At 52.8% G+C, this 25,044-nt stretch carries 22 protein-coding genes; 13 read left to right on the top strand and 9 right to left on the bottom strand.

Annotated elements, in window-relative coordinates:
- The first annotated feature begins 131 nt into the window (after positions 1 to 131).
- The 5 genes from urtA (at position 132) to urtE (ending at position 5,872) form a co-directional block, all read left to right on the top strand.
- The gene (gene urtA / locus NYR02_RS10040; RefSeq protein WP_260976282.1) at positions 132 to 1,388 is read left to right on the top strand and encodes an urea ABC transporter substrate-binding protein; all 1,257 of its coding nucleotides are present in this window, start codon (positions 132 to 134) and stop codon (positions 1,386 to 1,388) included.
- A 77-nt stretch (positions 1,389 to 1,465) separates the two neighbouring features.
- Complete coding sequence (urtB, locus tag NYR02_RS10045; protein WP_260976224.1) at positions 1,466 to 3,154, top strand: urea ABC transporter permease subunit UrtB; 1,689 nt, start codon at positions 1,466 to 1,468, stop codon at positions 3,152 to 3,154.
- Between the two features lie 11 nt (positions 3,155 to 3,165).
- Positions 3,166 to 4,377, top strand: coding sequence for an urea ABC transporter permease subunit UrtC (urtC, locus tag NYR02_RS10050; protein ID WP_260976225.1), 1,212 nt, complete (start codon positions 3,166 to 3,168; stop codon positions 4,375 to 4,377).
- A complete protein-coding gene (urtD, locus tag NYR02_RS10055; protein ID WP_260976226.1) occupies positions 4,374 to 5,153 on the top strand; it encodes an urea ABC transporter ATP-binding protein UrtD in 780 nt (259 codons plus the stop codon). The genes urtC and urtD overlap by 4 nt, the downstream gene beginning before the upstream one ends.
- 20 nt (positions 5,154 to 5,173) lie before the next feature.
- Entirely contained in the window at positions 5,174 to 5,872 is a 699-nt protein-coding gene (gene urtE, locus NYR02_RS10060) for an urea ABC transporter ATP-binding subunit UrtE (protein WP_260976227.1), read from the top strand.
- 85 nt (positions 5,873 to 5,957) lie between these two features.
- Here urtE and NYR02_RS10065 read toward each other — a convergent pair whose 3' ends face one another.
- The gene (locus NYR02_RS10065; protein WP_260976228.1) at positions 5,958 to 6,206 is read right to left on the bottom strand and encodes an accessory factor UbiK family protein; all 249 of its coding nucleotides are present in this window, start codon (positions 6,204 to 6,206) and stop codon (positions 5,958 to 5,960) included.
- A gap of 392 nt (positions 6,207 to 6,598) precedes the next feature.
- Here NYR02_RS10065 and NYR02_RS10070 point away from each other — a divergent pair, with 392 nt between their 5' ends.
- The 3 genes from NYR02_RS10070 (at position 6,599) to NYR02_RS10080 (ending at position 9,022) form a co-directional block, all read left to right on the top strand.
- A complete protein-coding gene (locus NYR02_RS10070; RefSeq protein ID WP_260976229.1) occupies positions 6,599 to 7,291 on the top strand; it encodes a TorF family putative porin in 693 nt (230 codons plus the stop codon).
- Between the two features lie 78 nt (positions 7,292 to 7,369).
- Positions 7,370 to 7,708: a P-II family nitrogen regulator gene (glnK, locus tag NYR02_RS10075; protein WP_145467055.1), complete on the top strand. Its 339-nt coding sequence runs from the start codon at positions 7,370 to 7,372 to the stop codon at positions 7,706 to 7,708.
- A gap of 45 nt (positions 7,709 to 7,753) precedes the next feature.
- Entirely contained in the window at positions 7,754 to 9,022 is a 1,269-nt protein-coding gene (locus NYR02_RS10080; RefSeq protein WP_260976230.1) for an ammonium transporter, read from the top strand.
- A gap of 156 nt (positions 9,023 to 9,178) precedes the next feature.
- Here the strand turns inward: NYR02_RS10080 and NYR02_RS10085 are convergent, their stop codons facing one another.
- Entirely contained in the window at positions 9,179 to 9,346 is a 168-nt protein-coding gene (locus NYR02_RS10085) for a PA3496 family putative envelope integrity protein (RefSeq protein ID WP_260976231.1), read from the bottom strand.
- A 293-nt stretch (positions 9,347 to 9,639) separates the two neighbouring features.
- On the bottom strand, positions 9,640 to 10,494 hold the full coding sequence (locus NYR02_RS10090) for an SIS domain-containing protein (RefSeq protein WP_260976232.1): 855 nt from the start codon (positions 10,492 to 10,494) through the stop codon (positions 9,640 to 9,642).
- 187 nt (positions 10,495 to 10,681) lie between these two features.
- On the opposite strand from NYR02_RS10090, the gene uvrD reads away from it, so the two are divergent.
- Both uvrD and NYR02_RS10100 read left to right on the top strand, forming a co-directional pair.
- Positions 10,682 to 12,883 carry a DNA helicase II gene (gene uvrD / locus NYR02_RS10095; protein WP_260976233.1) on the top strand — a complete coding sequence of 734 codons (2,202 nt, stop codon included), beginning with the start codon at positions 10,682 to 10,684 and terminating at the stop codon, positions 12,881 to 12,883.
- A 47-nt stretch (positions 12,884 to 12,930) separates the two neighbouring features.
- Complete coding sequence (locus tag NYR02_RS10100) at positions 12,931 to 14,022, top strand: TRAP transporter substrate-binding protein (RefSeq protein WP_260976283.1); 1,092 nt, start codon at positions 12,931 to 12,933, stop codon at positions 14,020 to 14,022.
- A gap of 78 nt (positions 14,023 to 14,100) precedes the next feature.
- Here NYR02_RS10100 and NYR02_RS10105 read toward each other — a convergent pair whose 3' ends face one another.
- Positions 14,101 to 14,979: an HDOD domain-containing protein gene (locus NYR02_RS10105; RefSeq protein WP_260976234.1), complete on the bottom strand. Its 879-nt coding sequence runs from the start codon at positions 14,977 to 14,979 to the stop codon at positions 14,101 to 14,103.
- 115 nt (positions 14,980 to 15,094) lie between these two features.
- On the opposite strand from NYR02_RS10105, the gene NYR02_RS10110 reads away from it, so the two are divergent.
- Positions 15,095 to 16,291, top strand: coding sequence for a class I SAM-dependent rRNA methyltransferase (locus NYR02_RS10110; RefSeq protein WP_260976235.1), 1,197 nt, complete (start codon positions 15,095 to 15,097; stop codon positions 16,289 to 16,291).
- Between the two features lie 76 nt (positions 16,292 to 16,367).
- Here NYR02_RS10110 and NYR02_RS10115 read toward each other — a convergent pair whose 3' ends face one another.
- Together NYR02_RS10115 and NYR02_RS10120 are read right to left on the bottom strand one after the other, a co-directional pair.
- Positions 16,368 to 17,627, bottom strand: a complete 1,260-nt coding sequence (locus NYR02_RS10115) for an imelysin family protein (RefSeq protein ID WP_260976236.1) — start codon at positions 17,625 to 17,627, stop codon at positions 16,368 to 16,370.
- 4 nt (positions 17,628 to 17,631) lie between these two features.
- On the bottom strand, positions 17,632 to 18,294 hold the full coding sequence (locus NYR02_RS10120; protein ID WP_260976237.1) for a histidinol-phosphatase: 663 nt from the start codon (positions 18,292 to 18,294) through the stop codon (positions 17,632 to 17,634).
- Between the two features lie 319 nt (positions 18,295 to 18,613).
- On the opposite strand from NYR02_RS10120, the gene rppH reads away from it, so the two are divergent.
- Both rppH and ptsP read left to right on the top strand, forming a co-directional pair.
- A complete protein-coding gene (rppH, locus tag NYR02_RS10125; protein WP_260976238.1) occupies positions 18,614 to 19,105 on the top strand; it encodes an RNA pyrophosphohydrolase in 492 nt (163 codons plus the stop codon).
- Between the two features lie 6 nt (positions 19,106 to 19,111).
- Positions 19,112 to 21,391 (top strand): phosphoenolpyruvate--protein phosphotransferase, encoded by a 2,280-nt coding sequence (gene ptsP / locus NYR02_RS10130; protein WP_260976239.1) that lies wholly within the window; start codon positions 19,112 to 19,114, stop codon positions 21,389 to 21,391.
- Positions 21,392 to 21,420: 29 nt separating this feature from the next.
- Here ptsP and mepK read toward each other — a convergent pair whose 3' ends face one another.
- From mepK to NYR02_RS10145, 3 genes are all read right to left on the bottom strand, one after another.
- Entirely contained in the window at positions 21,421 to 21,969 is a 549-nt protein-coding gene (mepK, locus tag NYR02_RS10135; RefSeq protein ID WP_260976240.1) for a peptidoglycan L,D-endopeptidase MepK, read from the bottom strand.
- A 192-nt stretch (positions 21,970 to 22,161) separates the two neighbouring features.
- Positions 22,162 to 23,943: a L,D-transpeptidase family protein gene (locus NYR02_RS10140; RefSeq protein ID WP_260976241.1), complete on the bottom strand. Its 1,782-nt coding sequence runs from the start codon at positions 23,941 to 23,943 to the stop codon at positions 22,162 to 22,164.
- A 241-nt stretch (positions 23,944 to 24,184) separates the two neighbouring features.
- Complete coding sequence (locus tag NYR02_RS10145) at positions 24,185 to 24,952, bottom strand: NRDE family protein (RefSeq protein WP_260976242.1); 768 nt, start codon at positions 24,950 to 24,952, stop codon at positions 24,185 to 24,187.
- Positions 24,953 to 25,044: the final 92 nt, after the last annotated feature.

The following is a 25,044-nucleotide window of genomic DNA, read 5'->3' on the forward strand; positions in this document are numbered from 1 at the left end:
AGATGCTAACTCATAAATGGAGCTGATCAGCAGTAATCGGACTCCGGATAAAATCAAAGTACATTAAGGACGGACTCAAGATGAAAAAACTGGGATTGAATACGCTGTCAAAAGCAACCAAGGTACTGGCGATGACCACTCTGGCCGCTGGCATCAGCCTGGCCAACGCCGCCGACACGATTAAAGTCGGTGTGCTGCATTCACTGTCCGGCACTATGGCTATTTCAGAAACCACACTGAAAGACACCGTACTGATGATGGTTGAAGAGCAGAATAAAAAAGGCGGTCTGCTGGGTAAGCAACTGGAAGCTGTAGTGGTCGACCCTGCCTCTAACTGGCCTTTATTTGCGGAAAAAACCCGTGAGCTGCTGGAGAAAGATAAGGTCGATGTGATTTTCGGCTGCTGGACTTCTGTTTCCCGTAAGTCTGTTTTACCTGTTGTAGAAGAGCTGAACGGTCTGCTGTTCTACCCGGTTCAGTATGAAGGCGAAGAGTCTTCTAAAAATGTTTTCTATACCGGTGCGGCGCCTAACCAGCAGGCCATTCCTGCGGTAGATTACCTGATGAATGATGTCGGCGTTAAGCGCTGGGTTCTGGCCGGTACCGACTACGTTTATCCACGCACCACCAATAAAATTCTGGAAAGTTACCTGAAGTCTAAGGGCGTTGCCGCTAAAGACATCATGATTAACTACACACCGTTTGGTCATTCCGATTGGCAGACCATTGTTTCTGACATTAAAAAATTCGGCAGCGCCGGAACTAAAACCGCGGTCGTTTCTACCATTAACGGCGATGCCAACGTTCCTTTCTATAAAGAATTAGCCAACCAGGGCGTCAGTGCAGAAGACATTCCGGTAGTTGCCTTCTCGGTAGGTGAAGAAGAACTGTCTGGTTTCGATACCAAGCCTCTGGTTGGTCACCTGGCCGCCTGGAATTACTTTATGAGTGCTGACGGTAAAGAGAATGATGCCTTTATCAAACAATGGCACACCTTTACCAGAGACGATAAGCGCGTAACCAACGACCCGATGGAAGCGACCTATATCGGCTTCAATATGTGGACTAAGGCGGTAGAAAAAGCAGGCACGGCCGATGTCAGCAAAGTACAGGATGCCATGATCGGTATTTCTGTGCCTAACCTGACCGGCGGTATGGCGGTGATGAATAAAAACCACCACTTGTCCAAACCGGTTCTGATTGGCGAAATTCAGGAAGATGGCCAATTCGATATCGTATGGCAAACCGAGGGTGTTGTTCCGGGGGATGCCTGGACGGACTTCCTGCCTGAAAGCAAAAACCTCATCTCTGACTGGACGGCTCCAATCAGCTGCGGCAACTACAACACAGCCACTAAAACCTGTGGCGGCGCAGTAGCCGCCGAGTAAGCCTGACCCACTGCACGTTTGCCGGCGTTGCGATAACGCTGCGCAGACGTGCAGTTCCTCTCCAACAGGATGTTCCCATGTTCACACTATTCAGACGTGTTGTTCTCTCCGTCTTATTGTTAAATTTCAGCCCCTTTTTGCTGGCCGATGATGCTGCGGCTAATGCTCCGGGCAATGTTCCGGGCAATGTTCCGGGCAGTGCGGGTCAGGCCGATTATTCGCTGGCGGCGCTCAGCAAACAATTGATAAGCGCCAATTATAAAGAAAAAGCCGCACTGGCCGAGCGTATTGCGCTCAGCGAAGATGATCAGGCCATTGCCATTCTGCAGGCACTGCTCGACAGTCGTCTCTATTACGTTAAAAGTAATGAACAAATACTACTGGTAGACAGTTCCGGTGAAGCGGACAGCGCACAGGATGCTTTTACCTTGCAGGCCGTCCCAGGACTGGGCAAACGCGATATTAAAAAAATAGGCGTTAATAATTCGCTGCGGGTTGCGCTGCGCAGTCTTATTTCCCGTGCGCAGATTTCTTCGAAGCATAAACCGCAACGCATGGCGGCAGCGGAGAACCTGCTGAAAAGCAGCGATGATATCGATAAGGTGTTTATTAATCAGGCGATTGAGCGTGAAACCGATGCGGATGTTGCCAAAGTTTTACACATCGTCCGTGCCTTAATGCAGTTGAAATCCAGTGAAACACAACAACGTATTGAAGGGTTAACCGCACTCGATGGTGCGCTTTATCCGGAAGCCCGTGCCGGACTGAGTGAATTTATCCGCAGTTTCAGTGATGAAGAAAAACTGTCACGTAAAAATGAATATCAGTTGGCGAAAACCACACTGACCGACATTGAAAAGCTGGTCAGCATTAATGGCTATATCGAAAACCTGTATTTTGGTCTGGCGCTGGGCGCAGTATTGCTGCTGGCGGCGATTGGTCTGGCCATTACCTTCGGGGTGATGGGCGTTATTAATATGGCCCACGGCGAAATGATTATGCTGGGTGCCTATACCACCTATGTGGTGCAACTGCTGATGCCGGAGCATATTGGTTTATCTCTGGTGGTTGCTGTACCGGCCGCCTTTCTGGTCAGCGGCCTGGTTGGTGTATTGATTGAGCGTGGTGTGATCCGCCATTTATACGGTCGTCCGCTGGAAACCCTGTTAGCAACCTTTGGTATCAGCCTGATTCTGCAACAGGCGGTGCGTTCGATCTTCAGCCCGTTAAACCGTGAAGTGGCCACGCCTGAGTGGATGGCCGGTACCTTTATGATTAACCCGGCACTGGAACTGACCTGGAACCGCCTGTACATCATTATTTTCAGCCTGATGGTATTGGCACTGCTGGCGCTGGCATTAAAACGCACATTGTTTGGTTTGCAGATGCGCGCGGTCACTATGAACCGGCCAATGGCCAGCTCTATGGGTATTAAAACCGGCTGGGTGGATGCGCTGACCTTCGGCTTGGGCTCGGGTATTGCCGGTATTGCCGGCGTGGCCTTATCACAGCTGACCAACGTCGGACCGAATCTGGGTCAGGCGTATATTATCGACTCCTTTATGGTGGTGGTATTTGGCGGCGTCGGCAATTTATGGGGCACGCTGGTCGGCGCAATGACATTGGGTGTTGCCAATAAAATTTTCGAACCATTGGCCGGTGCGGTACTGGCAAAAATTATGGTGCTGGTATTTATCATCCTGTTTATTCAGAAGCGGCCGCGTGGATTATTCGCGCTGAAAGGCCGTGCAGTCGATAACGGTTAAGGGGCAGGAATATGACACAGACAAAACAATTGGGCCCGTTAACCCGCTTACTGATGAACGATGCCGCCGGGCGGAAATTACTGCTGGTATTGGTGCTGATGGCGATTTTTATTCCGCTCAGCAATCTGCTATTGCCGGAAGGCTCGTTTTTCCATGTATCGACCTACACCATGACACTGCTGGGCAAGTATTTGTGTTACGCCCTGCTGGCGATTGCGGTGGATTTAATCTGGGGCTACTGCGGTATTTTAAGCCTGGGCCACGGTGCATTTTTTGCGCTGGGTGGTTATGCCATGGGCATGTATCTGATGCGTCAGATTGGTGACCGCGGTGTGTATGGTAATCCTGAGTTGCCCGACTTTATGGTATTCCTCAACTGGACCGAACTGCCGTGGTACTGGCTCGGTTTTGACCAGTTCTGGTTCTCTATGCTGATGGTATTGCTGGCGCCGGGCATTCTGGCATTTGTGTTCGGCGCGCTGGCATTCCGCTCGCGGGTAACCGGCGTCTATCTGTCGATTATTACCCAGGCACTGACCTATGCATTGTTGCTGGCCTTCTTCCGCAACGATATGGGGTTTGGCGGCAATAATGGCTTAACCGACTTTAAAGATATTCTTGGTTACAGCCTGCAGTCGGATAACACCCGTGCGGTGCTGTTTATTGCATCGGTGCTGGCGTTAATGCTGGGCTATTTAATCAGCCGTTTTATCGTTACTTCAAAACTCGGTCGGGTGTTGGTGGCTATCCGTGATTCGGAATCCCGTGCACGTTTTCTTGGTTATCGGGTTGAGCATTACAAGCTGTTTGTGTTTGTGGTGTCGTCGATGCTGGCCGGTGTGGCCGGAGCGTTATATGTGCCTCAGGTCGGTATTATTAATCCGGGTGAATTTGCGCCGATTAATTCGATTGAAATCATTATCTGGGTAGCCGTAGGTGGCCGCGGCACATTGTTTGGTGCAGTGATTGGCGCGATGCTGGTGAACTATGCCAAAACTTATTTTACCGGTGCGTTTGCCGAACTCTGGTTGTTTATGCTGGGCGGTTTGTTTGTACTCACCACGCTGTATCTGCCTAAAGGGGTGGTGGGCTTATGGGCGCAGCTGAAAGAAAAGTATCCGCTGAAAAAACAGAAGGCGTTGCTATTGTCGCCGCAGGATCAATCCTCTGTAGTGACTAACGATGAGCCCGGTTCAGAAAAGCCTGTGGGAGAAAAAGCATGAGTCTGCAAACGCCAAAACATATTGATAACCCATCGGTACTTTATATGGATGGTGTCAGTGTCAGCTTTGATGGTTTTAAAGCGTTGAATTCGTTATCCATGGTGATCGCTCCGGGTGAAATGCGCGCCATTATCGGGCCGAACGGTGCGGGTAAAACCACCATGATGGATGTCATTACCGGTAAAACCCGCCCGGATACCGGCACCATTATGTTTACCGATCACCATAAAAAGGAACACGATCTCACCCGCTTCGACGAAGCGGACGTCGCCAATCTGGGCGTAGGACGTAAATTCCAGAAGCCGAGTGTGATTGAAAGCCTGACGGTGTTTGAAAATCTGGAAATGTCGCTGAAAGGTGGGCGCGGTATCTGGCAGGCGTTACTGCATAAGCTGAGCGCCGAAAAAGCACAGAAGCTGGATGAGATTATGGACATGATTGATCTGGCGGATAAACGTGAAGAGCTGGCCGGTAGCTTATCCCATGGTCAGAAGCAGTGGCTGGAAATCGGCATGCTGCTGGGACAGGAGCCACAACTGCTGCTGATTGACGAACCGGCCGCGGGTATGACCGATGAAGAAACCATGAAAACCGCCGAACTGTTTAAGCGCCTGGCACAAAAGCATTCGTTAATGGTGGTCGAACACGATATGGATTTTATCGAAGCGCTGGATTGCAAAGTGACCGTGCTGCACGAAGGTCATGTTCTGGCGGAAGGCTCACTGGCCACAGTAAAAGCCAATCCACAGGTGATCGAAGTTTATTTAGGCCGCTAACCGGCGGTGAGGATGATGGGATGCTAAACGTAAATCAACTGGATGTTTCTTATGGTGCCAGTCAGGCGCTGTATAACGTCTGCATGAATGCCGAGGTTGGCAAGGTTACCTGTGTGCTGGGTCGTAACGGTGTGGGCAAAACCACATTAATGAAAGCGTTGTCCGGGCACCTGGCCGCAAGCAGTGGTGATATTCAGTGGCAGGGTAAGTCGCTGAATGGTATTGCGCCTTTTGATCGTGCACGACAAGGCATTGCCTATGTGCCGCAGGGCCGGGATATTTTTGCCCAGCTGACGGTGGAAGAGAATCTACAAACCGCATTTTCCGCGTTGCCGAAAAGTCAGCGCCGTATCGACCCGGAAATCTATTCGCTATTTCCGGTGCTGCAACAAATGCTGAAACGCCGTGGCGGAGACTTATCCGGTGGACAGCAACAACAGCTGGCGATTGCCCGGGCGTTATTGCTGAAACCAAAATTGCTGATTCTGGATGAACCGACGGAAGGCATTCAGCCGTCCATTATTAAAGACATCGGCAGTGTGATTAAACTGCTGCGTGACCGTGGCGAAATGGCCATTGTGCTGGTTGAGCAATACCTCGATTTTGCCGCGGAACTGGCGGATGAGTTTATGATTCTCGAACGGGGTCGGGTAGTGGCATCCGGTGCCGGTAGTGAGCTGGCCAGCTCGCAACAGGCGAAAGAGCTGCTGGCGATTTAGCGGCAATACACTCAGTGTTCATTACTCTGTTTTTATTAAAAGAAAAGCCGGAGCGTGCTCCGGCTTTTCTTTATTAGGTCAGATTTTACTGCTGTTGCTGTTGCTGCTGTTCAAGCTGGTTGAGTTTGCCCTCCAGCTCGGCCAGTTTGGCCTGGGTACGACGCAGCGCTTCGGCCTGCACCTCAAATTCCTCACGGCTGATCAGATTGGCGCTGCTCAGCAGGCTCTGCAATTGGCTCTGTAGCATTAAGCGCACATCGGCTGACAGACCGGCCAGCGGGCTTTGTTGCAGCAGTTGTTCGATACGGTTACGGATTTGTTCGCTGTTCATCATTGGGCTTCCTTATATATAGGCGGCAGTTTATCACGCTGTGCAAACAGGCCCCAGCATCGTGCCTTGCGTCAGGGCACTGCATTCTTCCTGTTTATGTCAATCCGGGCCTTTGCCCCGTTTTATTTCCTTGCATGACTTTACGCATCAAATTAGTGCCTATGCTTACCCTTGAGTGCACCAAAAAGGGCTGAAAACCGGCCCGGCGCACCGCCTTTGAACTGCTACGAGGGCTTTTTTGCTAAAGGTTGCCGCTAACTCCCTGAAAAACCGCATTTTTTAAAAGTTGGCACAGCCGCTGCTATAAGACATGTACAAGGTAAGTACAGAAAGAAAACGGTGCGTTCACCGGTTTACTTAATAAAAGCTTTGAATAACTGATGAAGGAAAGAACCATGAAAAAACTGTCTCAAGCAATCGCTCTGGCTGGTGTGATGACTGCAGGTCTGGCCGCTGTTTCTACTGCGCAGGCTGAAGTTGAAGTTTCTGCATCGGCAACTGTTGCCAGCATGTATTTGTGGCGTGGTCAGGATCTGGGGAATGGCGCTGCTGCTGTTTCTGGTGATCTGACAGTTAGTGCTTCCGGCGCTTATGCAGGCGTATGGACTTCAAGCGGTGATACCTCTTGGGGTAATGAATACGATCTGTACCTGGGCTATGGCGCTGAAATGGGTGACTTCAGTTATGACGTAATCCTGTGGAACTACGTATATCCAAAGGGTGATGGTGCAGCTGGTAATCCGGATGATCGTGGCAATACCTTTGACTATGCCGATGCAATTATCTCTTTGGGTTATGCCGGTGCTTCTTTCACTTACTACAAGCCTATTGGTGCTGAGAGTGACGATAACTCCAGCTACTTCACCCTGGGTTATGGCTTGGATGCCTACTCTTTCACGCTGGGTAAAGCCGACGATGGCGATGACAGCGATTACACCCACCTGGATGTAGGTTATGCCTATAACGATAACCTGGCGTTCACTCTGTCCAAAGTAATCGACCAGAGTGCTGATCTGGACAAAGGCGAAGCCGGTGTTGATGAGGACCTGAAAGTGGTTGTTTCTTACAGCCTGCCTATCTCTATGTAAAAAGCATACAATGGCCCGTGCCCCCGCATGGGCCATTAATAAAACCTAAACTCGTAGCGTTTAACAAAGGGGTTTTCTATGAAACTCATTACAGCTGTGGTTAAGCCATTCAAACTCGACGATGTGCGTGAAGCGCTGTCAGAGATTGGCGTTCAGGGCATCACAGTGACCGAAGTAAAAGGTTTCGGCCGTCAGAAAGGTCACACTGAACTGTATCGTGGTGCTGAATACGTGGTGGATTTTCTGCCTAAGGTAAAAATTGACGTAGCGGTAGCTGACGACCTGACTGAAAAAGTCATCGAAGCCATCACCAAAGCGGCGAACACCGGCAAGATTGGCGACGGAAAAATCTTCGTTACCAACCTGGAACAAGTCATTCGTATCCGTACCGGTGAAACCGGCGCAGACGCGATCTGATCCTTCCTCATTAAATGAATCAGAGCCTTATGCGGGGGGCTTAGAATGGAAAATAATATTTTCGAACTCCAGTACGCGTTGGATACCTTTTATTTTCTGGTATGCGGTGCGTTAGTCATGTGGATGGCGGCAGGTTTCGCCATGCTGGAAGCGGGTCTGGTCCGCTCTAAAAATACCACTGAAATTCTGACTAAAAACGTCGCGCTGTTTGCGATTGCCTGCACCATGTATCTGGTGTGCGGTTATCAGATTATGTACGGCGGCGGTTACTTCCTGTCAGGCATCACCGAAGTGGATTCTGCTGCAGTACTGGCTGATTTCGCGGCGCGTGAAGATGGCTTCCAGGGTGGTTCTATCTACTCCGGCGCTTCAGACTTCTTCTTCCAGGTTGTGTTCGTAGCGACTGCAATGTCCATCGTATCCGGTGCTGTTGCTGAGCGTATGAAGCTGTGGGCTTTCCTGGCTTTCGCGGTAGTGATGACTGCGGTTATCTACCCAATGGAAGGCGCGTGGACCTGGGGTGGTGCTTCTGTATTCGGTATGTACAGCCTGGGTGATGACTTTGGTTTCAAAGACTTCGCGGGTTCCGGCATCGTACACATGGCAGGTGCTACTGCAGCGCTGGCTGGTGTGATCCTGCTGGGTGCACGTAAAGGCAAGTACGGTCCTAACGGTGAAATCCGTGCGATCCCTGGTGCTAACCTGCCAATGGCGACTCTGGGCACGTTCATCCTGTGGATGGGTTGGTTCGGCTTCAACGGTGGTTCTGTACTGAAACTGGGTGATATCGGTAATGCACATGCGGTAGCTGTTGTGTTCATGAACACTAACGCAGCAGCGGCTGGTGGTCTGCTCGGCGCTCTGGTTCTGGCTTACATCCTGTTCCGCAAAGCGGATCTGACCATGGCTCTGAACGGTGCTCTGGCTGGTCTGGTTGCTATCACTGCAAGCCCTGACACACCAACGCCTTTCGTAGCGACCATCATTGGTCTGATCGGTGGTGCGATTGTTGTACTGTCTATCCTGACTCTGGATAAAATGAAAATCGACGACCCGGTTGGTGCGATCTCTGTACACGGTGTAGTTGGTCTGTACGGTCTGCTGGTTGTACCGGTAACTGCAGACGGCACTACCTTCGGTGGCCAGTTGATGGGCGCAGCAACGATCTTCGTATGGGTATTCGCGGCTTCCTTCATCACCTGGATGGTGCTGAAAGTGATCATGGGTCTGCGTGTTACTGAAGAAGAAGAGTACGAAGGCGTGGATCTGTCTGAGTGCGGTATGGAAGCCTACCCTGAGTTCACCAATAAATAATTGGTAACACTCAGCCAACGCTGAAATAAAAAAGCCGGTCAGGAAACTGACCGGCTTTTTTGTGTGTAAGTATTAAACATCATGCATAAAAAAACGCCACAACAGCACAGATACATCATTGGCTGGCGGCGTTTTTAGCGGACGATTAAGCCAGATTTATTCGGCTAAGAAATCTTCCAGGTCGTGTTCCAGTCGTTTGCGTTCCAGGTGGGCTTCGATGGCGCGGCGTGCCATCAGTTTTTTCGACATTTGGGATTCTTTATTAACGACGACTTTGCCGTCCCGATCAAAAGAGACAACTTCTTCGTGGGCTTCGAATTTCATTGCTGCTTCCATCATCTTTCCCTCTGGTTGATCACAGTAAATCCTGCTGTGATTTTTCTTTTTATTGGTTTCAAAAGAATGACAGTAATCGTTAGTCAGGCCAAATTCTGTTCAATACCGTTAATGCAGCACAAGCGTACTAATGATGGTGCTGAGGCCATATAGATCGTGGGGTTGCTGCTTTTGAGGGTGGCCAGAGGAGAATTTTATGGCCAAAGTACTGAGCAAAAAGTCATCGGCAGTTTTAGTTTATGTCGTAAATTGTCTGGTTATGATGTCTGGAAGCTGACCGCTTAGTCAGATTCCAGCCGCAGAGATTTAATACTGCGCTTGATGGCATTCAGGTGCGCAGCAAACTCCGGCCCGCGGCGTTGCGTCACGGCAACGGCCAGCATATCGATCACCATCAGATGGGCGATGCGTGATGTCATCGGAGTGAACTGCTCGGTGTCCTCTTCGATATTAATATCAATCGGCAAATCGGCAGCCGCACTCAGCGCGGTGTTAGCGGGTGCCAGGCTGACCACCATCGCGCCATGCTGTTGTGCCAATTGCACGGAGTGCAGCAGATCTTTGGTGCGTCCGCTCTGGGAAATGGCCACCACCACGTCCTGTTCACTCAGTGTCACCGCTGACATGGCCTGCATGTGCGGATCGCTGTACGCTGCTGTCGCAACCTGCAGGCGGAAGAACTTGTGCTGGGCATCAATGGCAACCGCACCGGATGCACCGAAACCATAGAACTCCACCCGACGCGCGTTGCTGATGGCATTCGCGGCGGCGGCAACCTGTGTGCTCTTCAACTGGGTTTTCACCTGGTGCAGGCGCTGAATGGTGGTGTCGGCAATTTTGTCGCAGATATCTTCAATGCTGTCGTCTTCGATAATCGCGAACTGGCCAATATTATTGGTGATGGCCATTTCCTGCGCGATGCGGACTTTGAATTCCTGAAAGCCATTACAGCCAATGCCGCGGCAAAAACGCACGATGGTCGGTTCGCTGACCTGCGCTTCCTGCGCGAGGTCGACAATGCGCATGTGCATTACCTGTTGCGGTGAGCGCAACACATACTCGGCCACCTTCACCTCGGATTTACGCAGGCTGGGAATGGCGGCGGAGATTTCGGCCAGAATCGGGCTGTTTTTCACAACAGGATTTCCTGGTGTTGGCTGGTAAGCGGGGAATTATAAAGGGCTTTTTGTATTGAAGCCTATGGAATACTGGCCGTCTGCGGAATCTGGCCGCCACCGTAGCGTTCGCCGCCAGTCTGCTGATGCCGATGTACTGTATAAAACAGCAGCATTTTTACCCCGGCATCTGATAGACTCGCACGCCATGGATATATCATTACTTCTCGATCAGTTAAACGACGGCCAGCGCAATGCGGTGGCTGCAAGTTCACGCCATCAGTTGGTACTGGCCGGTGCCGGCTCGGGTAAAACCCGGGTTCTGGTGCATCGTATTGCCTGGCTGCTGCAGGTAGAGAATGTATCGCCATTTTCGGTGATGGCGGTGACCTTTACCAATAAGGCGGCCAAAGAAATGAAAGGCCGTCTGGAGCAATTGCTGCAGATTCCGGCCAACGGTTTATGGGTTGGAACATTTCACGGTCTGGCGCACCGGTTGTTAAAGCTGCACTGGCGCGAAGCGCGGCTGCCACAACATTTTCAGATTCTCGACAGCGATGATCAGCAACGGCTGATCAAGCGCCTGATGAAAGCCAACAATATTGATGACAGCCGCTACCCGCCAAAGCAGATCCAGTGGTTTATCAATGAGCAGAAAGATGAAGGTCGCCGTGCAGCGCATGTGATGCCGTCAGCCGATCCGTTCTCGCGCACCATGCAGCAGGTGTATCAGTTGTATGAAGACAACTGCCAACAGAATGGCCTGGTGGATTTCGGTGAAATTCTGCTGCGTGCCCACGAGCTGTGGTTGCAGCATCCGGATTTACTGGCACATTACCAGCAGCGTTTCCGCAATATTCTGGTCGACGAGTTTCAGGATACCAACAATATTCAGTATGCCTGGATTCGTATGCTGGCTGGCGACCGGGTATCGGTGATGGCGGTGGGCGATGACGATCAGTCTATTTACGGCTGGCGCGGTGCCAATATCGATAATATTCGCAATTTTCAGCACGACTTTCCCGGTGCGGAACTGATTAAGCTGGAGCAAAATTACCGCTCGACCAAAACCATTCTGGATGCAGCCAATGCGGTGATTGCCAACAACACCGGCCGTATGGGTAAGAACCTGCACACCGAAGGTGAAGAAGGCGAAACCATCCAGCTGTACAGCGCTTTTAATGAGCAGGATGAAGCACGTTATATTGCCGACCGTGTCGATGAATGGGCGCGCAGTGGTCGTCAGCGTGCTGAAATGGCCATTCTGTATCGTTCCAATGCGCAATCGCGCACCCTGGAAGAAGCGTTATTGCGTGCCGGTATTCCTTACCGTATTTACGGTGGTCAGCGTTTTTATGAGCGTCTGGAAATTAAAAACGCTCTGGCGTATTTGCGTTTATTGCTGAACCGCCAGGACGATGCCTCGGTTGAGCGTGTCATTAATGTTCCGGCGCGCGCGATAGGCGAAAAAACCGTCGATATTCTGCGCAGCTATGCACGGGATCAGGGCAGCTCGTTATGGTCAGCCGCGGAAGCCGCGGTGCAACATGGCATGCTGCCGAAACGTGCCAGTGCAGCCGTACAGAGTTTCCTCGATCTGGTCGAAGAAATGAGCGTCGGCATTGACGAGCTGGAACTGCACGAAATTGTCGATCAGATGATTAATCAGAGCGGCTTGATTGAGCATCACAAAAAAGAAAAAGGCGAAAAAGGCCAGGCGCGTCTCGACAACCTGGAAGAATTAATCAACGCCGCGCGGCAGTTTGAAAGCACCGATGGCTTTAATTCCGAAGAAAATGACGATGCGGAAGCCAATGAGTTGGCGTTATTTCTTGATCGTGCCGCTCTGGATGCCGGTGACGGTCAGGCCGACGAATATGAAGATGCGGTGCAATTAATGACGTTGCATTCGGCCAAGGGCCTGGAATTTCCGCAGGTGGTTTTGACCGGTCTGGAAGAGGGCCTGTTCCCGCATAAAATGTCGATGGACGAAGCCGAAGGTCTCGAAGAAGAACGCCGTCTGGCGTATGTCGGTATTACCCGTGCCATGGAAAAACTAATCATTACCCATGCCGAAAGCCGACGCTTACATGGTCAGGAAAACTACAGCACGCCCTCGCGCTTTATCCGTGAAATCCCCTCTGAGCTGATCGCCGAAGTACGCCTGAAAAACAGCATCAGCCGGCCATTGTCAGCACGCGATAACGGCCATAGCCGCTCGCCACAGCCGTCTTTTGTCCACGGTAATCTGCCCTATGACTTAGGTCAGCGCGTGTATCATGAAATGTTTGGTGAAGGCACCGTACTGCAATTCGAAGGGCAGGGCAGCGGCCTGCGCGTTCAGGTCAATTTTGATGATGCCGGCAGCAAGTGGCTGGTCGCCAGTTTTGCCAAACTGGAAGCGCTCTGAGCGCCGATAAAAATAACGTTGAAACAATAACAAGGAGTAAATGGATGATGAAACGCCTGACAACTTTACTGCTGTCGGTACTGGCTTTTACCAGTCTGAGTGGCTGTCAGAACGATGCCGGTAATACGACGGTGGCAGCCGCGCCGCAACAGACATTTAAGTGGAAACTGGTCACGTCATGGCCGAAGAATTTTCCGGGTTTGGGTACGGCACCTGAGCGTTTCGCCACCATGGTGAATGATATGTCGGCCGGACGCCTGCAGATTAAAGTGTATGGTGCCGGTGAACTGGTTCCGGCGCTGCAGGTGTTTGATGCGGTGTCTCAGGGCACCGCAGAAATGGGCCACAGTGGCGCTTATTACTGGAAAGGTAAAGCACCGGCTGCACAGTTTTTTACTTCGGTACCGTTCGGTCTGACCGCGCAGGAAATGAACGGCTGGATTCAGTACGGTGGCGGCCAGCAGTTATGGGAAGAAGTGTACGCGCCGTTTAATTTACTGCCGTTACCGGGTGGTAATACTGGTGTGCAGATGGGCGGTTGGTTTAATAAAGAAATTAACAGCGTTTCCGATCTTGAAGGTCTGAAAATGCGCATCCCCGGACTGGGCGGAGAAGTGCTGGCCCGTGCTGGTGGTACGCCGGTGACGTTGCCGGGCGGTGAGATTTTCACCTCGTTGCAGACCGGTGCCATCGACGCCACCGAGTGGGTTGGCCCATACAACGATCTGGCGTTTGGTTTATATAAAGTTGCCAAACATTATTACTATCCGGGCTGGCATGAGCCGGGTTCAATGATGGAATTTGTAATTAATAAAACCGCATTTGAAAAACTGCCGAAAGATCTGCAAGCCATTGTGCGTGTGGCAACCAAAGCGGTTAACGAAGACATGCTGGCGGAATATACCACGCGTAATCAGGCGGCATTGATTGAGCTGAAAGATAAACACGGTGTGGATGTGCGCGCGTTTCCTGATGATGTGCTGAGCAAATTGCAGGTGTTGTCGGAGCAGGTTGTGGCTGAAGTTTCCGCTGCTGATCCGTTAGCGCAGAAAGTGTATGACTCGTACATTAATTACCGCGATCAGGTTAAGGCTTACCATGCAGTGAGCGAACAGGCCTATATTAACGCGCGGGATTAAATACGACAGCAGTGGTTGCGGTGCAGGCCGGGCGTCAGATGCCCGGTCTGGGGCCTGTTTAATGAGTGTTAACAGGCCCTAGTATTTGTAGTTACGGTAGCCAATTCCCAGCTCTTCAAAATTCGCTTCCATCTGCTCGATATCGTATTCACCCAAACCCAGATAGGTTAATACTTCGCTGCCGATATTCTGCCATTCCAGGTCGTCCGTTTGGCGGCCAAGAATGCGGTAGTTACCGCACACATGTTCAGCCAGTTTAAGAATGGCGAGCAGGGTTTTTCCTTCCGAGTCTTTGTAGTTGTCGGTGGCAAAATAGCGCGATGCGCTGTGGTGCTCGGCAATCACATCACATAACAGTTTCGGCAGATTCCACGACTTTGCGGTGTAATAACCAATTACCGCATGGTTAGTGTTGAGCTGCTGATTCTCAACATCAACGACCCGCAGCTCCGGGTGGGCGTAAGACGCTTCCATCACCTGCAGATAATTATCGAAGCGTGCCATCAGTAACGGGATGCCACAGTTATGAAATAATCCCAGCAGATAGGCCATGTCAGGATTCGGATAACCAACCTGTTTGGCAATTGCGGTAGCTACCTGAGAGATATCGTTCGCGGTGTCCCAGAAACGGTTCATATTAACGATGGTTTCATCACTCATCTGGCTCTTGATGGATAAGCCATTGATGATATTTACCACGCTGTTCAGGCCAATCAGGCTGACCGCCTGGGCGACGGACGTAATGCGGTTTTTAAGGCCATAAAACGGCGAGTTCACCACTTTAAGCACCGTGCCGGCCAGCCCAACATCCTGACTGATCAATTTGGAAATACGACCCAGATCAGGGTCCGGCATGAACTGTTCCATTTGCAGATCGACCAGAATCTGCGGCTGCGGCGGGATTTTGATCCCCTGCATAATGTGCAGTATCTGCTCTTCCGAAAGTTGCTGAGGCATAACACGTCCGGGGGAGGGAAACGAATGTCATCAAGAATAGCACCGCTGGCTGGGGAAGTTTGTCAGAGCATGCGTATAATGCGCTCCTTTTTGTAACCGCCACCCGAGGTGAATCATGCTCCCGACACTGCGACTTAAAGCCAAGGCCGAACGCCGCCTGAAAGGCGGTCACCTGTGGGTGTACAGCAACGAAGTGGATATTGCGATCACGCCGCTGAAAAACATGACGGCTGGCAGTGAGGTCGTGGTTGAAGCCGCGAATGGCAAGGCGCTGGGCGTGGCTGTCGTCAGTCCGGAACAACTGATCTGCGCCCGTCTGTTCAGCCGCGACAGTAAGCAGACGCTGGATGTCTCGCTGATGGTGCACCGTTTGCAGGTTGCACAAAGTGGCCGTGAGCTCTGGTATCCACAGTCTTGTTACCGCTGGGTGTTCGGTGACAGCGATGGTCTGCCAGGGCTGGTGATCGACCGGTTTGGCGATGTGGTGGTGATTCAGATTTCCAGTGTGGCGATGGAGCTGCGTCGTCAGGCCATTATTGATGCGGTTAACAAAGTCGCCAAACCGCAATGCATCGTATTAAAAAACGACGGCAAGCTGCGCGCGGTCGAAGGTTTGCCGGAGTACGTGGAAGTGATTCAGGGCGCGCTGGAAGATGATTGCGCACCGCTGGTGGAAAACGATACCCGCTTTATGGCGCCGGTGATTCACGGTCAGAAAACCGGCTGGTTCTACGACCACCGTGAAAACCGCGCACAGCTGAACCGTCTGGTTAAAGGCAAGCGCGTACTCGACGTGTTCAGCTACGTTGGCGGCTGGGGTGTGCAGGCGGCTAATCATGGTGCGGCAGAAGTGCATTGTGTGGATGCTTCTGCTCAGGCGCTGGATTGGGTCGAGCAGAATGCATCACTCAATGGCGTGGCAGAGAAAGTTCATTGCTGGGAAGGGGATGCGTTTGCTGCGCTGCGTCAGTTGAAAGATAACGGTGAGCGTTTTGATGTGGTGGTGATGGATCCGCCGGCATTGATTCCGCGCCGTAAGGATATCAAGGCGGGTGAGCAGGCTTATCATCGCCTGAACCAGCTGGCGATGCGTTTACTGAGCAAAGATGGTCTGCTGGTTGCGGCTTCCTGCTCTATGCATCTGGCGGAAGATCGTCTGCCGGATATGCTGCGGGTGATGGGACGTGAGCTGGACCGGGAAGTTATGATCCAGCATGTCGGCAGTCAGGGTGCTGATCACCCGGTATTACCGGCCATTGCCGAAACCCGCTATCTGAAAGCGGTTTTTGCCCGGGTACTGCCAACCCGCTGAGTGCAGCAGGTGGCCTGATGGCAATAAAAAAGGGAGCTGTTGAGGCTCCCTTTTTTATTGCACGACTGATGGCGCGTCAGTTTGAGTTGGTCATGGGTATTTTCAGTGTGCTGGCAGTGCGTTGCATTACCGACATCAGCTCAATAATGCGCTGGCGGCACTGCTGGCGTGCTTCCGCATCGGCGACGCCCTGTTGTTGCCAGTTGGCAACGCTGTCATCAATCAGTTGTAACTGCTTTTGCCATTCCAGGCTCAGGTCTTCGTGACGCACGCCAAGCAGTGCCGGCAAGCCGGTACCGGCTTCGGTTTCACTCAGCGGGAAGTACAGGTTGCGTATCCCGGCGACAATGGCACTGGTATCGGCCCAGGTGGTCTGGCTGAATTCGCTGCTGGTGCCGCTCAGGCGTTTGCCCAGTAGCTCGTCGGATAACAGCTTTTGGGTGGCGGTGAACGTTGCTTTAAGCACCTGTTCCGGTTCTGAACGTTGCAGCAGGCTGGCGTAATAGCCATTGCTTGGTTCCCAGCGGCGTTGCAGGCGATGCAGATGTTTCTGTAATTGTTCGCTCAGCAGCTGCACGTACTGACGGCGGCGGTTGTGGTTCTGTACATCAATATCCAGCGGTTCTTCATCAGCACTGCCGGAGGCATTTTCGGGATGAACAACATCGCCGGTTTCGGCTTCGCGGCCACTGCTGCCTTCGCTGGCGACGACAACCGGGGCGGTATTTTCCTGAGGAAAGAAATCACGCGGTGAGCGCTGTCCATCGGCACCCCACAGCATAAATTCAAAGGCGTGGTAGCCCAGGCTGGCATAGCTTGGATCGGAGAAACCATGCTGTGCCAGCAGGCTGTCTTCGTTCAGTTCCAGCGTCAGGTCGTTAACGATGCCACTGAAGGGATAGCCGGGAACATGATCAATATAACCGCCTTCAATTGGCCAGCTGTCGAGCAGGCTCAGCGTATGCTGATAATCAATGCCTTTCTTGTGCCAGTCCGGCGGGTCACTGATGGGCAGTTTGGCGTAGATGAGCGTTTGCAGGTAGGCGCTGTAAGCGTTGCGCCATGCCTGGCGGACTTCGCCCAGACTCATCGGGTTGGGATGATAAAGAAAAGACGCCAGGCGACTGTCCAGCTCCTGGGCACTCTGCGCGGCCATCGACATTTCGGTATAAGCGCTCAGCCCCAGATGAGCAGCAAAGGCGCTGCTGTCGGGAGTACTTTCCTGTTCGGCACTGGTGTCTGCTGTCTGGTCAGAGCGGTTATTCTGTTGTTGTGCCGGCTGATCGCAACCCGCTAACAGCAGAGCACTGACAAGCACCAGTTTTGCGTAATTCACAGGCTTACTCCTGATCCCTGAGGCTGATGATGGGCCAGCCTTTTTGTTCGGCGATGGCGGCCAGTCTGGCATCCGGGTCAACGGCTACCGGGTGATCAACAATTTCCAGCAGCGGCAGGTCATTGTGAGAGTCACTGTAGAAGTAGCTGCCGGCGAGTTCAAACCCTTGCTGCTGCAGCCATTCCTCCAGGCGCACCACTTTCCCCTGCTGGAAGCTGGGTATACCGACAATATTGCCGGTGTAGCGGTTATCCACCTGCTCCGGATGCGGGGCAATAATATGCTCGATACCGAGTAACTCGGCTATCGGATAGGTCACAAAACCATTGGTGGCCGTAATAATCAGCAGGGTGTCGCCCAGACGTTTGTGGTGCGCAATAAGGTCGCGGCTTTTTTGTGAAATCAGCGGCATGATGCGCGCCTTAAGAAAAGCCGCACGGGTATCCAGCATATGTTGCAGCGGATACTGGGTCAGAGGCTTAAGCGCAAACGCCAGATACTCGTTAATATCCAGAGTGCCAGCTTTGTATTGTTCGTAAAAATAATCGTTACGAAGTTTGTGTTGTTCAGGGTCTGCAAGCCCCTGATCGACCAGATATTGTCCCCATGCATGGTCGCTGTCGCCATCCAGAAGCGTGTGGTCGAGATCGAAAATAGCCAGTGCCACGAGAGTCAGCCTTTTTCCGCTGCGGGTTAGAAAATTAGTCGCTATTCTAAGGGCAACAGCGCATACTTTCCTTATAATTCTGAGTTTCAAACAAAGAAATAATTGAACATATTGGTTCTAAACAATGCCGGCTGCCAAGGGGCGGATAGTGGCAAGTTCCTGATCATTCAGCCTGACTCCAGAGCCTGAATTAAGGTGGCCCAGCCATCCAATTCCCGTGTGTAAATGTGCCTGTTGCAGCTTCTCTCATCTTCAACTGCTTGACCTTTGGGGTGAAATCGGCAAGTTTTGAACCATTAGATACGATATGGACGGCATTGTGATTGACGAACATGGTTACCGCCCTAATGTCGGTATTATCCTTTGCAACGACAAAGGACAGGTGCTCTGGGCCAGACGAATAGGCCAGGACGCCTGGCAATTCCCCCAGGGCGGAATTAAAGAAGGTGAGTCTCCGGAGAAAGCACTCTACCGGGAGCTGATGGAAGAGGTTGGCCTGAGCGCACAGGACGTGCAGGTACTTGGCTGCACCCGTGGCTGGCTGCGTTATCGCTTGCCTCGCCGCATGGTGCGTCATGACAGCCGGCCGGTGTGTGTCGGACAAAAACAGAAATGGTTTCTGCTTAAACTGGTAGGCGACGATTCACGGATTAACGTGAGCGCTACCGATAAGCCGGAATTTGATGGCTGGAGCTGGGTCAGTTACTGGTTTCCGCTGGGGGGAGTCGTTGCATTCAAGCGCGATGTTTATCGCCGTGCCATGACGGAACTGGCACCGCGTATCGCCAAGCTGCAACGTAAAACTGGCTGAGGATCTATGCTTGATATTCTGAGACGCATCGTACAGGAAGTCAGCTCGGCAACCGATCTGAGCGAGGCTCTGAAGTTGGTCGTGGCACGTATCCGTGCGGCCATGAATACCGAAGTGTGCTCCGTTTATCTGTTCGATCCTGAAAGCAAACGCTATGTGTTGATGGCCACTGAAGGTCTGAAGCAGGAAGCGGTGGGCCGGGTCAGTCTCAGTTCTTCACAGGGACTGGTCGGCCTGGTTGGTTCGCGTGAAGAGCCGATCAACGTTGATAACGCCCCGACGCATCCGCGTTTCCACTTTTTGTCGGAAACCGGTGAAGATCCATTCCTGTCCTTTCTCGGTGTACCGATCATCCATCACAAACGCCTGATGGGTGTGATGGTGGTGCAGCAGCGCGACAGCCGCCAGTTTGATGAAAGTGAAGAAGCCTTTCTGGTCACCATGTCGGCTCAGCTGGCGGGCGTTATTGCGCATGCGGAAGCGACCGGCAATATTCTTGATATCCCTTCCGCGACCAACGAACGCAAGAAAGGCACCCGCTTTAACGGCGCGCCCGGTGCCCCTGGGGTCGGTCTTGGTCAGGCCTTTGTGCTGTCTCCTGCTGCCGATCTCAGTGGCGTGGTGGATAAAGAAGCCGAATCGGTTGATGACGAAATTGCGCGCTTCGATCTTGCCCTTGAAGCCGCCCGCGAAGAAATCCGCATATTGGGGGAAAAACTCAGCAGCGAATTGCGCCCGGAAGAAATGGCGCTGTTTGATGTGTACCTGAATATGCTGGATGACCATGCGCTGGGGGCTGAAGTTAAAGTCCGTATCCGTGATGGCAACTGGGCTCAGGGGGCCTTGCGTCAGGTGGTGATGCAGTACGTGGGGCATTTCCAGTTAATGGAAGATGTTTATCTGCGTGAACGCGCCACCGATATTATCGATTTAGGTACCCGTATTCTGGCTCATCTGCAGGGCAGTGATGCCCACGCGCAGGAGTATGATTTTCCGGACAATACGATTCTGGTCAGTGAAGAGCTGACGCCCGCCATGCTGGGTGAAGTACCGCCAGCCAAACTGCGCGGTTTGGTGTCGGTGAAAGGATCGTCCAACTCGCATGTGGCCATTCTGGCCCGTGCCATGGGCATTCCCACGGTCATGGGGGTGGTCGACGTCCCTTATGCCCAGCTACACGGCCTGGAGTTGATTGTTGATGGTTATCGCGGGCAGATATTCTCCAGCCCCAACGATGAGCTGCGCGAGCAGTATCAGGCCATCTTTGATGAAGAACAGGCGCTGCAGAAAGATCTGCAGGTACTGCGTGATAAACCGGCCGAAACCCTTGATGGGCATCGCATCCCGCTGTGGGTGAATACCGGACTGATTACTGATGCGGTCCGCAGTCTGGAGCGCGGTGCTGAGGGCGTTGGCCTGTACCGCACCGAAGTGCCGTTTATGATGAAAGACCGCTTTCCCAGCGAGAGTGAACAGCAAAAAATTTACCGTCAGCAGCTGGATACATTCGCGCCTAATCCGGTGACCATGCGCACCCTGGATATTGGTGGCGATAAAGCACTGACGTATTTCCCCATCAGCGAAGCCAACCCCTTTCTCGGCTGGCGCGGCATCCGCGTTACGCTGGATCATCCGGAAATTTTTCTGGTGCAGATACGCGCCATGCTCAAGGCCAGCGAAGGCCTGAATAACCTGCGTATTATGCTGCCGATGATTACCAGCGTCAGCGAAGTGGATGAAGCCCTGCATCTGATTTACCGCGCCCATGCGGAGGTGTTGGAAGAAGGCTTTGATGTCGAAATGCCGCAGGTCGGGGTGATGATTGAGGTGCCGGCCGCGGTCTATCAGATCCGCGAGCTGGGTCAGCGGGTGGATTTTCTCTCCGTTGGCAGCAACGATCTTACCCAGTATCTGCTGGCCGTAGACCGTAACAATCCACGCGTGGCCGATCTGTATCAGGCCTTCCATCCGGCGGTTCTGAATGCACTGAAAATGATCGCCGATGTGTCGCACGAGATTGGCAAGCCGGTCAGTGTTTGTGGCGAATTAGCCGGTAACCCTTTGGGCGCTGTGCTACTGATGGCGATGGGCTATGACATGCTGTCCATGAATGCGACGAATCTGCCGAAAGTGAAATCGGTGATTCGCGGCATTAATCTGGAGTGGGCCAACCAGTTGCTGACCGAAGTGCTGAAGATAGAAAGTGCACCGGTTATTACCGCGACGCTGCAGCTCTCGCTGGAAAAAGCCGGTTTTGGCCGCATTATCGGACCGGGGCGCAACTGAACGGTTGTCTGCCCCATCGGCTTGCCTGATCAGGCTGTCCAGTGCCGGGTACGTCCGGTGTCGATATGAATAAAACCACTCTTCGGGTAATAGCCCACGCCACCATTGCCCATGGCCAGCGCGGCGCGATGAAGGTGGCGATGCGATACGCCAGGAATCCGGATATCAATCGCCCGTCCCTGCATGTGCAGGCTGTGCTCTGCGACGCCTGAGCTGGCATAGCGCAGGCTGGCATTGGATTCCGGTGCGCGATAACCGGAAATCACATACAGCGGCTCATGGCTGCCAAACAGCTGCTGTAACTGATACATGTTCTGATACAGCTCGCGCTGCATGGCCATCACCTGATCACGACGATGATCGCGCACCAGAATATCCAGAGATTCCACACCATCATCCAGATAGCGGCCATTCGCCCAGAACGTACTGTTGCTGAATTCGCCGGTGTGGATGTTGTACAAACGCAGAGTACGTTCTTCCTGTTGGCCCTGAGCAAAGGCACGGCTGCTACCCAAGCCAGCGATACTGGCCGCGCCAAGGCATGCGGCCTGCTTCAGAAAGTTGCGTCGTTGTAACATGGTCAATCTTCTCCGCTACATCAGATGGTTCAGCGTTGTTGTGCATGGATATATCAGCGGAGTATGCCAAACACCTGCCAAAAGAAACGGGCATCCTTAGACAAAAATACATAACGCTACATTTGTCACACAGAATGATGTAACACGCTGGCACATATGCGCCAGCGGGGAGGGGATTCGTAACAGGATTGATTAAAGGCTGACGGCGGGGTTTGTCGGAGGCAGGCCAGCGATCAGATCGCGGTTGTAGATATCGTCCCGCACCTGCAAATTGCCATCCTGATCAACCCAGGCGGTCCAGTACATCAGGTATACCGGCACATCATCCTGCAGGCGGATACGGGTGGTACGGTTCTGATCGATGGCGGCATCGATATTATGACGATTCCAGCCCTGTTGTCCGCGCAGCAGTTTCTCGGCCAGCAGGCGGGGTTTCTCGACCCGGACGCAGCCGGAGCTTAAGGCACGGTTATCGAGGTTAAACAGTTGCGGCTGTGACGTATCGTGCAGGTAGATGTCTTTATCGTTCGGAAACAGGAATTTGATAGAACCCAAAGCATTGTCGTCACCGGCTTTCTGTACCAAACGGTAAGGGAAGTTGCGGGCAGTGACTTTGTTCCAGTTGATGGCATGGGGTGAGATAAACTGGTCCACACCATCAACACGGCCGATCACCTGATACCCTTTTTCATCCAGGTACCCCGGATTGCGGCGGATTTTCGGCAGCAGGCTGTTAATGGCAATACGTCTGGGTACTGACCAGGTAGGCGCCAACTCAAGGGTGCTGATTTTCTGGGCCATAACAGGCGTGCGGCGCTGCAGGTTGCCGATAATCACTTTCATATCCAGTTCAACCGAGCCGCCATTCATCAATTGCAGGCTGTAGTCGGCCATATTGACCATCACATGACGCTGGCCAAGATCCCTTGGCAGGTGACGCCAGCGCTTCATGTTCAGCGCGACTTTCTGAGCCATCTGATAAGGCGGAATATTCAGCCAGGCCAGGGTGCGGGCATCCAGTTCGCCGCTTTCCGGCAAATGATGACGCTTCTGGAAGTGGCGCAGGGAATCAGCCAGCGTGCTGTCGAATTGAAACTCCGGACGGTTGAGGTCGTGGGGCTCATCTTCATCCGGGGCGCGGGTACGCTCTTCTGAATCTTTGAACAGCCAGGATAACGCGCCTTTTTGCAGATCACCGTACTGCCCCAGCATCCAGCGCAGGTGCGGCACCAGACGATGGCGTTCGTTGGCCTTCAGTTGCAGAGTATCCGGCAATGGATACCAGCCACCGGAGTTAGCAATGGCGAGGTAGCGGTTCAGTTCTTTACGCAGACGCAGGTAGCCGGGATGAGAGGGCGTGAGGGTTTCGACCAGTGCATCCAGCTCGTTGCGGCGGATAGAGTCGTTAAGCAGGTCGATAATCTGTTCTTCACTGAACTGTCCGGGCTTGCTCGCCGCTGATACCTTACGGATGGATGGATGATCACCTTCGCCGGTGTCAGGCAGCAGCTCGGCATTCAGAGCCTGTTGGGCATAAGTAATGAAAGCGTCGGTCAGCAGTACTTCAACCGCTGTGGCCTGTTTGGGAATGTTCGACAGACGGCTGGTTTCACGCTCAAGGGTGGCCAGTTCGTAGCCGTAATTGCGCCAGTCGTCGGCGGCGGTTTCGCGCAGCACCTGTAACAGTTCTTGTCCGGCTTCGGTCAGCTCGAAGCTGTTCATCCATACCGGCTGGTAATCACGGCGCAGATAAAAAGGTTCGATGCTTTGTACATGTTTCAGCCGCACTTCTCCCGCCACATTGCGCGCGGATTCGATTAACCAGTGCTCCATATATTTTTGCGCCACTTTGGGCGGCATATAGGGCTTGGTATTGATGCTGGCTGCCAGAGCCGCAAACAACAGTCCGACGCACAGCAGGGCAATAAAGCCTGTGAGTGCGACGACGCGCTGCGGTTTTCTGGGTGTATTCATGCTGTTCATGCACGAAGTATGGACGCCAGACTGGCAAAATGTGGCGGGAATCGTGCTACCGTTCGCAGAATTTTGTAAGCGACTGCAAACGGTCGTTCGATTGGTCAACGGAGTGTCAAAAGAAACAACAACTTAGGTTTTTCTTTTGTAACAGGGTGGGTAATTAACGGATTTCTGTCGGCTGATTCTTTGTTCTTAAAGTGGGCAATTGTCTACTTATTACAGGGCGCCTCTGAATGATTCAGAGGCGTTCTAGATCGACCGGCCAGGTGACCCGTCCGGCAATTCGGCCATGACTGTCCCAGCTCAGTTCGCTTAACTCCAACCGACCTTCCAGTCCCAGAATGCCGGTAGAGCAGCGGGTGCCGTAGCCCGGAGCGTTAATGAACTGCGCCGACAACAGACGCTCCCATTCCAGCGGTACGCCGGTTTGTGGCAGCTGATCGTCCGGGAAGGGTGAATAATGATCCAGTAAAGCGGCGAGACTGGCACTGCCTTTAGGCTGTTGTAACCAATGCTGAAGTTGTGTGCGTGCCAGTTCGGTTTTCGGCCAGGGAGTATTCAGCCAGGCATTGCTCAGTGTGTGAATGCCGGGCTCCAGCCGTTCAAGGCGGGGTTCGGGGTAGTTGCTGGCGTACCAGAGCTGGTTGCGGTTGCCGCAGAGCAGATTAAACGGCGCGTACTGGTCGCCTTTTTCCAGTACGGCACGCAGATATTTTTCCGGGTTGCGTGGCTCGCGCAGGTAATCCAGTACCAGATGACCACGCGACTGTGGCTCGGCCGGGCCGGCGCCGGGGGCGCGGATATTGGTCAGCGCCGCAAAGCGGCCTGCTTTGGTCGCGCCCAGCCAGGTGCCGCCCTGTTGCAGATCGCGCCCGGCAAACAGGCCCGGATATTCTTTCCACTCTTCCAGTGCACTGGCGGGGCGGGGATAAAACTCATCCCGGTTGGCACTCAGGCTCAGCCACTGACGGTTCTGTGGTTGCCAGTTCAATACGATCAGACACATAAGCATTTCCCGATAATGATTGCCGCAGGCATGATCTGTTGCGCAGGCGCTGCCGACTTTGACCGCACTTTAGGTCATAATGCCGCCCCCTT

The organism is Thalassolituus pacificus (assembly GCF_025318105.1).
Taxonomy (GTDB): domain Bacteria; phylum Pseudomonadota; class Gammaproteobacteria; order Pseudomonadales; family Oceanobacteraceae; genus Venatoribacter; species Venatoribacter pacificus.